The organism is Lysobacter sp. 2RAF19 (assembly GCF_052115395.1).
GTDB lineage: Bacteria > Pseudomonadota > Gammaproteobacteria > Xanthomonadales > Xanthomonadaceae > Noviluteimonas.
In genome coordinates this window covers 97,412-111,191 of sequence record NZ_JBFRGO010000001.1, presented here as the reverse complement: position 1 = coordinate 111,191, position 13,780 = coordinate 97,412, and the positions used below count along the sequence as shown (strand labels likewise).

The following is a 13,780-nucleotide window of genomic DNA, read 5'->3' as shown; positions in this document are numbered from 1 at the left end:
CGGGCGCCACCTGCGGCTCGGGCGATGGCGGCGGCGTGGCGAGCCTGCGGCCCGCGACGCGCCACGCCTGGCTCGCGGAACATCCCTTGCCGGTCGACGTGCACTACTACTCGCTCGCCACGTTCCCGCAACCGGAGCGCATTTCGTCGATCCTCAAATCGAGTTACAGGAAGCTGGCGCGCATCGACGCGCGCAACGACAGTCAGGTGATTTTCTACGACCAGCTCGTGCCGGGCAGCGCGCTCGTCGGCTATCTCAATGCCGACCACTGGGCGGTCGCAGTGCCGATTTCCCGCACGCACCCGCTGATCGGTTCGATGTTCGTGACGCAGAACGCGTATCCCCGCGAGGCGCTTCTGGAGGCACTGCTGCGCTTCCTGGAAGAGGACCTGGCAACCCCCGGCGATGGTCGATGACCAGCGCATGCCGTTCGCAAGTTGGCTCAGCCATGACAGCGGCGAGCGGGTCGCATCCGACACCTGATCGGGGGGATTGGTCCAACGGCCAATTCAGGCGCCGGCGTCGAGATGAGACCATCGCGATTCGGCGGCCCGGAGGAAATCCGATGCAAGTCGACCAGTCCACCCTTCGCAAGCTGGTGACCCACGACCTGACGGACACGTTGCTCCGGGTCGTGCTGATCGTTCTGTTGGTGTACTTGAGCGTGCGGGTGTTCTCCCCGTTCGCCCGCCTGTTGACGCTGGCCATGATCCTGGCCATCGCGCTGTATCCCCTTTACCTGCGCGTAGTCCGATGGTTCGGCGGAAGGCGTGGGTGGTCCGCCACCGCGCTCGTGCTGTCGAGCCTGTTGTTGCTCGGCACGCCGATCGCGTTGCTGGGTGGGGCCATCACCACCGAGTTGAGCGAGGTCTACGACCGGGTGGAAAGCGACACGCTGGCCCTCAAGTCCCCCGATCCAAAGGTCGCGCAGTGGCCGATCATCGGTTCTCGTGTGTTCGCCACCTGGAATGCCGCGTCGAACAACTTGCCGAAATTCCTGAAACAGAATCGCGAAGTGATCAAGGGCTACGCGAAGAAGGTGCTGTCGATGGCCGCCGGCGGTGCGAAGACGGCGGGCATGTTCCTCCTCGCCATCGTCGTGGCCGGCATCCTGATGGTTTACGCGGACGCGGCAGGCAACGTATTCCGACGCATCCTCATACGTTTGACCAGTGTCGAGCAGGGACCGCAATTGCAGGTCCTCTGCATCGCCACGATCCGTTCGGTCGCGACCGGCGTGGTGGGCGTCGCCTTCATCCAGGCCATCCTGCTGGGTGTGGGTTTCGTGCTCGCCGGCGTTCCGGGGGCGGGCGTGCTCGCGCTGATCGCAATGTTCCTCGGCATTCTCCAACTGCCCGCGCTGCTCGTCTCGATTCCGGCGGTGGCGTATCTGTGGATGGCGGAGGATGGAAGCTCGACCATCTTCAAGGTCCTCTTCAGCACGTGGTTCATCGTGGCCGGCCTGGCCGACAACGTGCTCAAGCCGATGTTGCTCGGACGCGGCGTGGATGCGCCGATGCTGGTGATCCTCATCGGCGCCATCGGCGGCATGGTGACCGGCGGCATGGCCGGCCTGTTCCTGGGTGCGGTGCTGCTGGCCGTGGGCTATCAGATCTTCATACAGTGGGTCGATCGTGGGGTGCCCGAGGCGGGCGCGACGGCGCCCGCTGCGATCGCGCACACCGACGACACTCCCGGGTAATCGCAGCATGCGACGCGTCGGCACCGCGTTGATCCTTGCGTCTGTCGTGTTGCTCGAAGGCTGCGTCACGCTTGGGCCGGACTACCAGGAGCCGGAAGTCGGCTGGTTGAAGACCTGGCAGTCCGACCTCTACGGCCAGCTCGGAAACGCCGACCAGCAGATGCAGGTCGACCTGCGTTTCTGGTGGCAGGCCTTCAACGACCCGGTGCTGAACGGGCTGATCGAAACCGCGCGTCGCGAGAATCCATCGCTGCGCATCGCAGGCTTGCGGATCCTGGAGAGCCGCGCCGCACTCGGCATCGCCGGCAGCAACCAGTTCCCGCAAGTGCAGCAACTCAGCGGAGCAGCCACCTACGTCGACGATCGCCAGAGCGGAGGAACAGGTTCAGGCAAGCACGAGCACTTCACCGCGTACGGCGCCGGCTTCGACCTGGCGTGGGAGCTGGATTTCTGGGGGCGTTTCCGGCGCGGCGTCGAATCGGCGGAAGCGGGGTTCTTCGCATCGATCACCAACCAGCAGGACGTACAGGTGCTGCTGAGCGCGCAGGTGGCCATGCTGTATTACGGCTATCGCACGACCTTGCTGCGCATCGAGATCGCGAAGAACAACGCCGCCATCCAGAAGCGCAGCCTGGACATCACCGAGCGCCTGTACCTTGAGGGTCAGGAATCGGAGCTGGACCTGCAGCAGGCCAAAGCGCAATACCTCGGGACCTTCGCGACCATCCCGGAGCAGGAAGCCGATCTGGTCAGGTTGCGCAACGCACTGTGCGCCGTGCTTGGGCGGCCGCCGGGCGAACTGCCGGAACTGGCATCGGTTGGCGGCCCACTGCCGGTCGTCGAGAAGGCGGTGATCGGGCAGTTTCCGGCACAACTGCTGCTGCGTCGCCGGGATGTCCGCACGGCCGCATGGCAGGTCGCCGCGCAGTCGGCGCAGATCGGCATCGCGAAGGCCGATTACTTCCCGGCCATCACGCTGCTGGGGAGCATCGGATGGTCCTCCGATACGCTGGACGGGACGCCAGATATCACGCGCATCACCGCCGGCCCCGCGCTGACCTGGAATCTGTTCGACCACGGCCGCATTCGCAACAACGTGCGCCTGCAGGATGCGCGCCTGCAGGCATCGATCGCGCTGTTCCAGAACAGCGCGCTGCTCGCGGCGCAGGAGATGGACGATGCGGCAATCAGCGTGGTCAAGAGCGGCGAACAGCAGATGCCGCTGCACGATGCGGCGCGCGCGGCGGAGCGTTCGCTCGAACTTGCGAACACGCTTTACCGGGAAGGCTATGCGGGATTCGATCGCGTCCTGGACGCGCAGCGGGTCCTGTTCTCCCAGGACGAACGCGAACTGCTCAACGACAGCGCGCACATCAGCGCCGTGATCACGATGTACAAGGCGGTCGGCGGTGGATGGGTGGACATGCCGATGGACGACATCGTGCCCGGGCAAACGCGCACGACGATGGAAAACAGGACGCATTGGGGCGATCTGTTGCGCGCCCCGCTACCGACGGACGACGCGAAATGAGCGAAGCACAGCCAGCCCCCGGGGATGCCAGGGCGACCGTCGGGAAAGGCGGGCGCATCATCGCCGTGGTGATCGCCTTCAGCCTCGTGTTGTATCTGTTCGCCGATCGCTACACGCCGTACACCTCGCAGGCCAGGATCGAAGGCTTCGTCGTCGGCGTCGCGCCGACCGTCCCCGGTGCGGTGACGAAAATCGCGGTCGCCAACAACCAGGCGGTGAAGGCCGGGCAAGTGTTGTTCGAAGTCGACCCTTCCCAATACCGCATCGCGCTGGCCAAGGCGCGCTCGGATCTGGCCAATGCGCACAAGCAGGTCGGCGCCGGCACTGCGACGGTGGAAGCATCCCGCGCCAAGCTCCGCGCCGCACGCGCGGGCGAGCTGGCCGCGCGACAGGATGCGATGCGCCTGCGTCGCCTGCGGGAAGAGGACGAAGGCACCGTCTCCGTGCGCCGCCAGGAAATCGCCGATGCGGGCCTGCAACAGGCCACCGCGCAAGTGGCTGCGGCCGAAGCCGACATCCGCCGCGCCATCGAACAGATGGGCGGCGACGACGTCGACGAGAACACGGTGCTCGAAACCGCAGTCACCGCGGTCGACAAAGCGGAGCTGGACCTGGCAAGCACAGTGGTCAAGGCGCCCTCGGCTGGTGTCATCACCGATCTGCGCACCGACGTGGGCCTGTATGCCGGCACGGGCAGTCCCGTGCTGACGCTGGTCGCGATCGGCGACGTGTGGATCAACGCCGAGTTCACTGAAAACAACCTCGGCCACATGCGCGTGGGCACTGCGGTGGACATCGTGTTCGATGCGCTCCCCGGGCGCGTGTTCAAGGGCCGCGTGCGCAGCATCGGCCTGGGCGTCAGCGCCGGCAATGCGCCGCCGCCGGGCACCTTGCCTTCGATCGACAACAGTCGCGATTGGCTGCGGCAATCGCAGCGATTTCCCGTCATCGTCGGCTTCGACGCGCGACAGGATCCAGCGCTGCGCGGTGCGCTGCGCGTCGGCGGACAAGCCTCCGTCATCGCCTACGGAGAGGGCAGCGGGATCCTGCGCCTGCTCGGCAAGCTCTACATCCGCGCGGCGAGCCTGCTGTCCTACGCGTACTGACGACCGTGATGCCATTGGCCGCCAGGCGGACGTTCCGGATCGCAGCCGTGATGGGGTTGTCGCTGGCGCTGGCCTATGGCTTCGGCATGCCGTTGCCGTTCCTCGCGCCGTTGTTCGCGATCTTCCTCACTGCAACGCCCGCACCGCCGATGGGGCCGAAAAGCCTGTTGGGATTGTTGGTCGTCGTGTCGATCACGCTGGGCATCGGGCTGGTGCTGGCCCCCATGCTTCGCTACTACCCATGGACCGGCGTGATGCTGATCGCCGCGGGGCTCTTCGTGAGCACCTACCTGGGCGTGGGGATGGGAAAGGGCTTGGTGTCGACCTTGCTGACGATCGGCCTGACGATGATCCCCGCCGCCGCGCTCGTCGAACACGCGCTGGCCAGATCCGTCGTGCAGGCACTGCTGATCGGCATTGCGATCGCCATCGCGTGCCAGTGGATCGTCTATTCGTTCGTTCCCGAAGACCGGATCGTCGCGCCGCGCGCCAAGGCGTCGGAGACGAACGCGCAAGCCGCCGCATGGATCGCCTTGCGTACGATGATCATCGTCCTGCCGCCCGTGCTGATGGCCTTCACCAATCCTTCGTTGTACATGGCCATCATCATGAAGGCGGTCATGCTCGGTCGGCAGGGCTCCGCAGTCGGTGCACGCGCGGCCGGAAAGGAGCTCCTCGGTTCCACTTTCCTGGCCGGTGTCTTCGCGATGGCATTCTGGTTCGCGTTGCAGGCGTGGCCGAGCCTGTGGATGTTCTTCCTCTGGATGTTGCTGTTCGGCGTTTACCTGGGCGCGAAGCTGTATGGCGTTTCCGCGACGCGCTACCCGCCATCGTTCTGGGTCAACGTGGGTGCGACGATGCTGATCCTGATCGGCCCCGCCGTGGAGGACAGCACCGGCGGCGATGTCCGCACCGCCTTCGTCGAGCGCTTCGTCCTGTTCGTCGCGGTCACGGTGTATGCGTGGTTCGCGATCGTGGTGCTCGAACGCTTGCGTGCGGGCCATGCAGCACGGCGATTGCGGGTGGCATAACGCGGGAGGTGCGAGATGTTGCTGAATGTCGTGATCGGGTTGTCGACGATGGCTGCATGCCTCTTGCTGCAGTCGGTGCTGATCGTGGTGGCCATGCGCCATTATCTGCGACGCAATTACCTCGGCACCTCACCTTCCGCGTGGCGCACGCTGGTAACGCTGAATGCGGTGATGTCGTTGCTGGTCATCGGCAACCTGGCGCAGGTGGTGATATGGGCGCTGGTGTTTCGCCTCCTCGGCGAATTCGATGCGCTGGATCCGGCCGTGTACCACTCGGCCGTGAACTTCGCGAGCCTGGGCTATGGCGACATCGTGATGTCCGAACGTTTCCGGCTGCTGGGCCCGCTGGAAGCAATCAACGGCGTGCTGATGATCGGCGTGTCGACAGCGGCGTTGATGACGACGCTGCAAGACGCGTACGGCAAGACTCGGGCCGCAACGAACGAGACGTTGCGCCGGAACTGATGCGCGTACGATAAGGGGTGAGCGTCGCCTCAGGCACTTGAACTGCGGGCGTTCGCCATGACCGTTCTCCAGCGAACGGTTGTGGAAGGCGTGGCCGGGCACCTCCAGTACCCGGCCGCGCCGCTTTCCGGGTCTGGCTTGACATCCTCCGATGCCCCACCAGCGCACCCAGAGTGTGCGGTTTTTTGCGCGCGCTGACCCATTCGGGGCACAACATCCTTGCGCCACCATAAAGCCGAGCTCGCCAACCTAAAAGAGGTGGCGCTCGGCGGTTCGCGCGAGCGACGGCCGCACTCCTGGCGCAAAAAAATTAGGTGAACGAAAGCCTTGAATACTGGGACGTCCGACGTGCGGTGACCGACCGTAACGATCCTTGCGTAGCATGCAAAGCCACTCTCAAGGTGAGGACACATCGATGAAAAGCGGTTTGCTCAACATTGTGGTCCTTGCATCCTTGACGCTCTTGTCGACGCCGGGTGCAATGGCAAAAGACCAATGGTTCTCGCTGGGCCAACAGACCATCCAGGCCGCCGATCCGAGCGTGGAGATCAAGAGCCAAGGCGGGCGCTGGGACAAGGATGTCAAGCAGGTCAAAATCGGCGTCGATGGTGCGGATGTCACGATCAGTAAGCTCGTGCTGCATTGGGACAACCGGCCCGATGCCACGATGGATAACGTCGGCACGCTGAAATCCGGCGGCGAAACCGCACCGTACAACGCGCCGGGGCTCAAGGCACGCCTGACGTCGACGACGATCTACTACACGATCGGCGGCGGCAAGACGAGCGCGACGATCAAGGTGATGGGATACGACTGATCCGAGTCGGTCACACGCGACCGCGATCTTCGACGATCGCAAAGCAAGCCCGGCGGGTGAACGAGCGGCGGCTGAGAACTCGCTACGCTCACGCCGGACAAGGAGTTAAACATGAAGCGTCTAACACGGCTGTCAATGGGCATCCTTTCGGGGGTTTTGTTTGGTGTATTCGCCCAGTCGTCGTTGGCGATCGAAGTGCTCACCAAGGATGATTTCGTCAACAACGTCGTGAAGAAGGAACAGCTGGTCAAGGTCGCGGACAACGCGATCTTCCTTCTCGACACATCGTCGTCGATGAACGAAAAGTTCGCGGGAACGGAAAAGCCGAAGATCCAGGTAATGAAGGACGTGCTGGAACAGCGCAATACGTGGTTCCCGGACATCGGGCACCACATCGGCATCTATACGTACACGAACTGGCAGGACAACTATCCGGTGCAGCCGTACAACCGCGAAAAGGTCGCCGCCGCGCTCGCGTCGGTGCGCGACAAGGGCCAAGGCCCTACGGCGTTGAATAGCGGGCTGCAGAAACTCGAGCCGATTCTGAAGCAGTTGCAGGGACGCACTGCGGTTTTCGTGTTCTCGGATGGCGAGTACACGGGCGCAGATCCCGGCGGAACCGCCAAGCGCCTGGCGAAAAACCATGACATCTGCTTCTACGTGATCAGCACCGCCACGCCCAAGCGCGAAGCCGCGTTACGCGACGACATCGCATCGCTCAACAACTGCTCGCGCCTGATTCCGCTCGCCGACTTCGTCAATCGCCCCGAGTACACGACGGGTGCCCTTTACGACGTCAAGGTCACCGAACAAGTCGTTACGACCACCCAGCAACGCATCACCGGCTTGAAGACCGACGACATCAACTTCGCCACCAACAAATCGGAACTGGCCGCCGAGGACAAGGCGGAACTGGACAAGATCGCGGAGTTCATGAGTATGAAGCCAGATGCGTTTGCGGTCATCGCTGGCTACACCGACGACGTCGGCGGCCGCGACCACAACGAAGGTCTCTCGCGCCGCCGCGCGGAAATGGTCGGGCGCTATCTGCAGGAAGCCCACGGCATTGCCAGCGACCGCATCGCGCTGTTCTGGTACGGCCCGAACAACCCGCTCGTGCCAAATGATTCGGCGGAGAACCAGGCGAAGAACCGGCGTGTGGAGATCCGGGTGGGTTTGCGAGGGGCGACCTGATCGGCCTGCGCCAAGAACGGGGCGTAAGCGAGAAGGCCACCTTGGATGGGTGGCCTTTTTGTTTTACGGGAATGAGGAGCCGCCTCGTGAATGGCGGGATTCGAGCTTCCGTTTCCGACGGCCGTTGTTGGCTGGCCGACCAATCCCGGCCCTCTTGTCGTCAGGGTGCAACCCCCTTGCGCGCTGGCCAGGTCAAGGCTCTCTGATAGAACGATCACAACGTATTCGCTTCTTCGTCGCTCCGGGAGGCAGGGCCATATTGCTCCGGTCTTTTCGTTGACAGTCATGCCGCGACTAGGCGGCAATCTGGGGAGGCCCCCGATGAAGCTCGACGATACCCAAGCCCTACAGCAAACGATCGCATGCGCACTGATTGCGCTATTTCGCACGCATCACGCCCCACGCACGTTGGAGCGAACCTTCCGGAACGTGCGGAGCGAAGTAGCGACAAACGTTGATCAAGAAATGCTCAGCGAATTGCCTGGCGCAAAGCCCCTTCTAGATGCGTTTGAGGCGGCGCTTCGGGAGAACAAGAAAGAAAAGCGGTCCCACGCGTAATGGCGTGTGGAGTCTAGGGCGCCGGGTCCGCCTTTCAACAAAGATGACTCGAAGTCGTTAATGTTCGACGGGGGTGCGTCGCCCATGCCATCTCTCCCAAGAGGGAACATGGCTTTACGGGGCAACGGTTGAGACGCCTGTCGACGTCGTCGCCTTGGACTACGACTGGTGGCATTGCCTGGATCAGGCTGATGATCAACTGGATGCAGGCCAATTGCCGACACCCATGGGTCCAGATGGTTGCCTGTATTACGTCCGTTTCAGGCGAGCGCTAGAGCTTTCAGAGCCTACGTGGCCAGACTCATCTGGCTATCCGCTGTTGCAGGATGCTATGCGGTACGCGGAATCCAAAGTCGTCGGTGGCATTCGCTGGGAAGCAATCTAACGAATGTCCGCTTCTGGCCGAAAGCGGCCATTGGTCCGTGAACAGGGGAAGTCATGCACTACGGGATCACGACGATAGCGACTGATTTCACCGAAGGAGAAATGACGGATTGGCGCGTCCGAGTGATCAAGGCGATCCTCTTCTTCGTACCTCGCGCCAATCCGGACAATGAATGCCTGTATCCCCAGGTCAGGTTCTGGGCGTTGGAGTTGGACGAGGACGGATGGCCGCAGCGGGAAGTCGGCCTCGACGCCTCAAGGATGCCGCTGTTTCGCGCGCCAGATGAGCGCAACACTGGATTCTGGCCAGACATGGCGCACACGCAATTCACGAAGGCGGAACTCGAGGCGATCTCCGAGAATACCTTTGAGGAATTCTGGTCTGGTGCGCCAGGTGTCGGATGACATTTGCGGGGAGGTTCGAGGATGTCCGCTTTCGACCCAAAGCGGCGGACGTGCGGTTGGCCACTCGCGCGGATGGCTGGGGGTTCGTTAGCCTTCGGGGTTCCAGGTTTCGACGTCGAGTGGAGGTGGCTACGTCGTTGCCGGGGCCGTCGCCCCGCCCTCGCCGCCCGACGCGTCCGTTCCATCCTCGGGCGGGTCCTCCGAATAAAACGTGTACCCCCGCGGTTTGCGCTTCAACAGGGCGCGCCAAACAGGAACCAACACCACCGACTCCACCGTCAACGTCGGGAGGCCGCCCGACGCGAATTCGCCGCCGGCGCGCCAGTCGCCCAGCACTTCCGCAGTTGCGAATTCCTGCGCCAACCGCGGATCACTCGCGAAGACACGCTTCGTCGCATAGAAACCGACAATCGGTCGCGACGCCCCATGGGTTACAAGCCGCAGGTCGCTGCCGTGGATCATGATTTGGTAAAAGGGCATGCAGGCAGGATAGCGGACCTTGAGTGCTCGGCTTGTTGGCCTGCCCCATCCTGCCTAAGCTTGGGGCGAAGGGTGAAGGTATGCGCGGATTGCGAATGGCGTTGGCGATGCTCGTGGGAGCGTGCATCGGTCTGAGTGTGGTCGTGGTGTTGTTCGGCCATCGATTCGGTTGGCGGCCGTCGCGGGCGTGGGTGGCGGTCGTGCTGTGCGGGGTGGTCGCGAGCGCCGCGATCTGGAAGTGGCGCAGCCTCGACGTGGACATCGCCGCCGAGGTCGAACGTAAGCTTGAAGCGCTGTCGCGGTGCTACCGCTTCGAAGCCTCCCTCCGCAAGTCGGTGATGTTCGCCCTCCTCGTCGGCGCAGTCTTGTGGCCGGCGATGGCGTTGCTGGCGACGCGCGAGCCGACGATCATGCGCCTCGCACTTGGCGCTGTGGGGCTGTTGACGCTCGCGGCCTTGATCATGACCTTCGGCTACGCGGTGAAGCCGGGCCCGACCCTCGTGATGGATGCGCGTGGCCTGTACCACGCCGGATTCGGCCGCATTCCGTGGGATGCGATCGTGGGCCTGCAGTACGGGGAGACCGAAATAGCGGCGGCCGCGAACGCTTCGTCGTCCGAACGCTCAGGATCGCCGTCGCGTCGCCGCATCGCTTCGCACGCCGGTTCCCGTGGCTGGCGCTGCGCCTGCGGCCGTGGCTTGCCTCCCCCGCCACCGCCTTCGGCGACGTGTTGATTTCCCTCGACACGCTCGACGAGGCGGCGGAAGTGATCGTCGCCGCCGCGTACGAGTTCCGCGGGCGAAACGAAGCGCCATTCGTGGATGCCTGGGAAGTGGGCATGCCCTCGCGCGAAATCGCCGAGCGGCTCGCCGAGCAAACTGCCGCGGCTACGTCAACGTAGTCCGGAGGCGGGGACAATCTGCGGAAACGTTTGATTCCGGTGTCCGCTTTCGACCCAAAGCGGACATTCGGCTAGCGGCTAAACTGCGTCAGGTATCGACCGTTGACTGGGGTGGTTGTGGACTCGTTGCTCTGGAACATCCTCCACGATGGAGGCATCAAGCGCATTGACGGTTCCGTACCCGGCACAGTTGCTCTGCACATCTCCATTCGGTACTTGCGCAGTCGCTTTGCCGGAAACGGCACCGGTTTTGTCGTGCGCCTGTCGGGCTGCACACATCTCACGTTCCAGCCCTATGACGAACCTCCGGTGTCTGACTTGAAGGCAATCGTCGCCTTGGCGCCCGAGATTCTTGGCGCAGAGCCGAGCGATCCGTTGGAGGTGGCATGCGTGATGGGAACGCTGTTCCTTCGTTACGAAGCCGCTGCCATTTCCTTGGACACAGGCGACCAGGTAACGCTTTCGGAGCTGGACGCAGCTTCCAAGTCATATTGGGATGAGTGGTCCGCCCGGAACCGGGCGCGCTGACGCATGTCTGCTAATGGCCGAAAGCGGACACCCTGGTTGGCTAGGCCGGATCTCTCAAACCGGGTAATTTGCGTGCATGAAAAACATCCGTATCGGCGTTCTCGTGTTCGCTTCGCGCGCGCTCCTTCTTGGCGCGATATTGGCTTCAACGGGTTGCGCGTCGGTCAACGGATTCAGCTGGACCTATGAGCCCTCATCGTTTGCCGACCGAATGGGGATGCATGGCTGTGCGATATCGGTCCCCTTGACCTCGGACCAAGTCATCGAAGGCGCCAAGCTCATGGGCAATCCCTCCCCGGAAACGCACGGCGCTTGGATCAACATGAAGGCCGAATTTCGGGAAGGAGATCAATTGCGGTTTGTAAATTGCTCCGAGGTCAAGGGTACGACGGGCACGGATTTTTATGCATTAGTTCGAAACAACGTGGTGATTCTCAAGTTTGCCCCAATGCTCTACTAGACGCGAAAAAGGTGGCTGCTCGTGCGTGTTCTGACTTCAATCTGGAGCCAGCTCGCGGTTCGGGCGACATGGATTGGCGAATGTCCGCTTTTGGCTTTGGCCAAAAGCGGACAACGAGCCTGGGCGTCGTGGCGATCTACTTCTCTGGGCCAAAGGATCTGGAAGCCCTGGCGGAATTCTGGACGCATCATTTGTACTTCGACCTCATCTCTTGTGCAGACCCGCGAAACGCCTTGGAGCTTTTCAACGGTCCAGTGTTCCGAGCAAGCAGCGACGAACAGAAGCGATTCCTTCAGCATGAGAACTCGGCGTTCGTGGCGTTGTATAAGGTCTACGTTCCACTCGACCCGAGACGCCTCTCTTCCGGTGACAACTCAAGTGAGGAATCGGAGATGCCGGCTTACCGGCAATCTGCGCGACTCAGCGGAGTCTGCCTCCGTATTGGAGGCGGCAACATGAGCGGTTTCGGTCTCAGGTCTAATGTCGTGAAGACTCCGTTGGCCTTCGAAGACAACGGCAAACTGACGATCTCGATCAGTCGCTGACGTCCGCTTCCGGCCGATAGCGGTCATTTGACCATCAACGACGTCGACCCAAAGCGGACACACCCGGTCAGGCGGGCGATGGCCTGCATTTTTGAAAGGCAGTTATCGATGGCGATCGGCAGAATGTACGTGGCAGGCATGTGTGGCTTGGCGTTAGCCACCTTGGCGCCAGTTGCGCTTGCCGAGACGCCGACAATGGTGAGTGCATTCCGAACGGCGGCATTGTCGGGTGTCGGCCCCATCGTCAGCGCGGCGGAGGTCGGATCTGGCCTTCGGACGGTGTTCGTCTACGAGGTGACGTACGGGACTAAGCTCGCGAAGAGGGTGAAATTCTGCACCGCAAGTTCTTTGCGAGTTGGAACTCCCGTTCTCTTCGCGATCGAGAAGCCGCAAAAGCATGCGCTCTGTCCGAAGGACACTTGGTTCGTACCGGATGACGACCGCATGTCGACCTACTTGCTCGATGGCTTCGTGGATGCGTACAGCGGTCGCTTGGTCTTCCACTTCGACTACCCCCAATCAGTGCTGCCGGGCTGCGAGATGTCCCTGACGACTGTCGATGCGACCTTCAGTCGGAATGGAAAGGGGGTCGATGAGTTCGGGCCCCTTGTCGAGACGTCGGGGAGCTACTTTTTCTGGGACGACTTTCTGCGTTGTTTGAAGTCGAAGTAAGAACCTCTGTTCAGGCGGGGTCCAATGTCCGCTTCTGGCCGATGGCGGACATCTGCGACGTCTTCGGGCCGCACGTGACAGCTAGTCACGTAGTGACCGCTTTCGACCCAAGGCGAACGTTTGGCCAGCGACTCGCTTTGATTCTCTGCGTTGGGTAGCCTGCGGGCATGTCGACTTCAATTTCGTACCCAGGAAAGTTCCAGCTTTGGAGCTACTCCGTGAGCCACGGGCAGCTCCTCATCCGCAGTTCCAAGACCAAAGATCGTCCGACCCAGATCGACATCCTTTTCAAGAACGTTGCCGCCATCTGCATTCCGACGATGTTTGATGGAATCAGCATCGTGAGTAACGCAGTGCCTGAAGGCCTTCCCAGGTTCGACGTTTTGACGTCGAGTGGATCGGGCTACATCGTTGCCGGCGCGGTTGTCGTAGACGAAAGCGACCTTGATTACCACAACGCAAGCCCGCTACTGAATCGATGAGTCATGCTGAGGAGCGAATGTCCGCTTATGGCCGAAAGCGGACGGCTCAGTGTCGCTTCAGGGCGCAACGTTTCCGGTAATCACTGGGGCCGCTTTCTCTCCAAGGCGGTCATCGCTTAATCTCCGGCTATGACCGACATGGCACATGATCCTTCCAGGGAAGACGTTTCAGCGAAACTCGCGCCCGACCACATCCTTTCGCTGCTACGCGCCCTGCCCGCAGTGTTCGAGGCACTGGCGGGCGACGCGAAACTCATCGCGCGTTACGGCGCCGGCAGCAGGCTTCACGGCGACCTTTGGGGAAATCCGATGCGTGTCGGTACCGCTTGGCTGGATCGGTTCTTGCAGCAAACGATAGAGCAACAGATTTTCGCTCCCGGCGACTCCGATCTCGTCATCGCGCTCGAGAACGGCGACCTCAGGATTTCTTCTGCAACGAGGCGCACCTGCACGTGGGTGGCAATAGCGCGCAGTTGAGACGCGCGTTGCTCGCGAGCGAGCCGTTCAACGCCGTCAAGA

General features: G+C 62.3%; 18 protein-coding genes. 17 read left to right on the top strand and 1 reads right to left on the bottom strand.

The annotated features are described in order from the left end of the window. Positions 1-412 precede the first annotated feature (412 nt). From AB4059_RS00660 to AB4059_RS00620, 9 genes are all read left to right on the top strand, one after another. Positions 413-1,702, top strand: coding sequence for an AI-2E family transporter (locus tag AB4059_RS00660; RefSeq protein ID WP_498975648.1), 1,290 nt, complete (start codon positions 413-415; stop codon positions 1,700-1,702). A gap of 7 nt (positions 1,703-1,709) precedes the next feature. Continuing rightward, positions 1,710-3,233: an efflux transporter outer membrane subunit gene (locus AB4059_RS00655; protein ID WP_498975646.1), complete on the top strand. Its 1,524-nt coding sequence runs from the start codon at positions 1,710-1,712 to the stop codon at positions 3,231-3,233. Continuing rightward, positions 3,230-4,339 (top strand): HlyD family secretion protein, encoded by a 1,110-nt coding sequence (locus AB4059_RS00650; protein ID WP_498975644.1) that lies wholly within the window; start codon positions 3,230-3,232, stop codon positions 4,337-4,339. The genes AB4059_RS00655 and AB4059_RS00650 overlap by 4 nt, the downstream gene beginning before the upstream one ends. Before the next feature lie 8 nt (positions 4,340-4,347). Then, a complete protein-coding gene (locus AB4059_RS00645) occupies positions 4,348-5,370 on the top strand; it encodes a DUF2955 domain-containing protein (RefSeq protein ID WP_498975642.1) in 1,023 nt (340 codons plus the stop codon). A gap of 15 nt (positions 5,371-5,385) precedes the next feature. After that, positions 5,386-5,835 carry an ion channel gene (locus AB4059_RS00640; RefSeq protein ID WP_498975640.1) on the top strand — a complete coding sequence of 150 codons (450 nt, stop codon included), beginning with the start codon at positions 5,386-5,388 and terminating at the stop codon, positions 5,833-5,835. Between the two features lie 415 nt (positions 5,836-6,250). Further along, entirely contained in the window at positions 6,251-6,652 is a 402-nt protein-coding gene (locus AB4059_RS00635; protein ID WP_498975638.1) for a DUF2541 family protein, read from the top strand. Between the two features lie 111 nt (positions 6,653-6,763). Continuing rightward, positions 6,764-7,846 carry an OmpA family protein gene (locus tag AB4059_RS00630; RefSeq protein WP_498975636.1) on the top strand — a complete coding sequence of 361 codons (1,083 nt, stop codon included), beginning with the start codon at positions 6,764-6,766 and terminating at the stop codon, positions 7,844-7,846. A 321-nt stretch (positions 7,847-8,167) separates the two neighbouring features. Then, positions 8,168-8,404 carry a hypothetical protein gene (locus AB4059_RS00625; protein WP_498975634.1) on the top strand — a complete coding sequence of 79 codons (237 nt, stop codon included), beginning with the start codon at positions 8,168-8,170 and terminating at the stop codon, positions 8,402-8,404. A 438-nt stretch (positions 8,405-8,842) separates the two neighbouring features. Then, the gene (locus AB4059_RS00620; protein WP_498975632.1) at positions 8,843-9,193 is read left to right on the top strand and encodes a hypothetical protein; all 351 of its coding nucleotides are present in this window, start codon (positions 8,843-8,845) and stop codon (positions 9,191-9,193) included. A gap of 129 nt (positions 9,194-9,322) precedes the next feature. On the opposite strand, the gene AB4059_RS00615 is transcribed toward AB4059_RS00620, so the two are convergent. Then, positions 9,323-9,673, bottom strand: coding sequence for a hypothetical protein (locus AB4059_RS00615; protein ID WP_498975630.1), 351 nt, complete (start codon positions 9,671-9,673; stop codon positions 9,323-9,325). 80 nt (positions 9,674-9,753) lie between these two features. Here AB4059_RS00615 and AB4059_RS00610 point away from each other — a divergent pair, with 80 nt between their 5' ends. The 8 genes from AB4059_RS00610 to AB4059_RS00575 all read left to right on the top strand — a co-directional run bounded on the left by AB4059_RS00610 (position 9,754) and on the right by AB4059_RS00575 (position 13,738). Beyond that, positions 9,754-10,407 carry a hypothetical protein gene (locus AB4059_RS00610; RefSeq protein WP_498975628.1) on the top strand — a complete coding sequence of 218 codons (654 nt, stop codon included), beginning with the start codon at positions 9,754-9,756 and terminating at the stop codon, positions 10,405-10,407. Next, the gene (locus AB4059_RS00605; protein ID WP_498975626.1) at positions 10,401-10,574 is read left to right on the top strand and encodes a hypothetical protein; all 174 of its coding nucleotides are present in this window, start codon (positions 10,401-10,403) and stop codon (positions 10,572-10,574) included. The genes AB4059_RS00610 and AB4059_RS00605 overlap by 7 nt, the downstream gene beginning before the upstream one ends. Positions 10,575-10,700: 126 nt before the next feature. Next, positions 10,701-11,102 (top strand): hypothetical protein, encoded by a 402-nt coding sequence (locus AB4059_RS00600; protein WP_498975624.1) that lies wholly within the window; start codon positions 10,701-10,703, stop codon positions 11,100-11,102. Positions 11,103-11,178: 76 nt separating this feature from the next. Continuing rightward, positions 11,179-11,562 carry a hypothetical protein gene (locus AB4059_RS00595; RefSeq protein WP_498975622.1) on the top strand — a complete coding sequence of 128 codons (384 nt, stop codon included), beginning with the start codon at positions 11,179-11,181 and terminating at the stop codon, positions 11,560-11,562. Positions 11,563-11,642: 80 nt separating this feature from the next. Beyond that, complete coding sequence (locus AB4059_RS00590; RefSeq protein WP_498975620.1) at positions 11,643-12,107, top strand: hypothetical protein; 465 nt, start codon at positions 11,643-11,645, stop codon at positions 12,105-12,107. A 27-nt stretch (positions 12,108-12,134) separates the two neighbouring features. After that, complete coding sequence (locus AB4059_RS00585) at positions 12,135-12,779, top strand: hypothetical protein (RefSeq protein WP_498975618.1); 645 nt, start codon at positions 12,135-12,137, stop codon at positions 12,777-12,779. Positions 12,780-12,997: 218 nt separating this feature from the next. Further along, positions 12,998-13,261 carry a hypothetical protein gene (locus tag AB4059_RS00580; RefSeq protein ID WP_498975616.1) on the top strand — a complete coding sequence of 88 codons (264 nt, stop codon included), beginning with the start codon at positions 12,998-13,000 and terminating at the stop codon, positions 13,259-13,261. A gap of 129 nt (positions 13,262-13,390) precedes the next feature. Beyond that, positions 13,391-13,738 (top strand): hypothetical protein, encoded by a 348-nt coding sequence (locus AB4059_RS00575; RefSeq protein WP_498975614.1) that lies wholly within the window; start codon positions 13,391-13,393, stop codon positions 13,736-13,738. Positions 13,739-13,780: the final 42 nt, after the last annotated feature.

Coding starts and splice junctions, on each gene's coding strand:
- AB4059_RS00660 (WP_498975648.1), top strand. CDS start 413: ATGACCAGCGCATGCCGTTCGCAAGTTGGCTCAGCCATGACAGCGGCG.
- AB4059_RS00655 (WP_498975646.1), top strand. CDS start 1,710: ATGCGACGCGTCGGCACCGCGTTGATCCTTGCGTCTGTCGTGTTGCTC.
- AB4059_RS00650 (WP_498975644.1), top strand. CDS start 3,230: ATGAGCGAAGCACAGCCAGCCCCCGGGGATGCCAGGGCGACCGTCGGG.
- AB4059_RS00645 (WP_498975642.1), top strand. CDS start 4,348: ATGCCATTGGCCGCCAGGCGGACGTTCCGGATCGCAGCCGTGATGGGG.
- AB4059_RS00640 (WP_498975640.1), top strand. CDS start 5,386: ATGTTGCTGAATGTCGTGATCGGGTTGTCGACGATGGCTGCATGCCTC.
- AB4059_RS00635 (WP_498975638.1), top strand. CDS start 6,251: ATGAAAAGCGGTTTGCTCAACATTGTGGTCCTTGCATCCTTGACGCTC.
- AB4059_RS00630 (WP_498975636.1), top strand. CDS start 6,764: ATGAAGCGTCTAACACGGCTGTCAATGGGCATCCTTTCGGGGGTTTTG.
- AB4059_RS00625 (WP_498975634.1), top strand. CDS start 8,168: ATGAAGCTCGACGATACCCAAGCCCTACAGCAAACGATCGCATGCGCA.
- AB4059_RS00620 (WP_498975632.1), top strand. CDS start 8,843: ATGCACTACGGGATCACGACGATAGCGACTGATTTCACCGAAGGAGAA.
- AB4059_RS00615 (WP_498975630.1), bottom strand. CDS start 9,673: ATGCCCTTTTACCAAATCATGATCCACGGCAGCGACCTGCGGCTTGTA.
- AB4059_RS00610 (WP_498975628.1), top strand. CDS start 9,754: ATGCGCGGATTGCGAATGGCGTTGGCGATGCTCGTGGGAGCGTGCATC.
- AB4059_RS00595 (WP_498975622.1), top strand. CDS start 11,179: ATGAAAAACATCCGTATCGGCGTTCTCGTGTTCGCTTCGCGCGCGCTC.
- AB4059_RS00590 (WP_498975620.1), top strand. CDS start 11,643: ATGTCCGCTTTTGGCTTTGGCCAAAAGCGGACAACGAGCCTGGGCGTC.
- AB4059_RS00575 (WP_498975614.1), top strand. CDS start 13,391: ATGACCGACATGGCACATGATCCTTCCAGGGAAGACGTTTCAGCGAAA.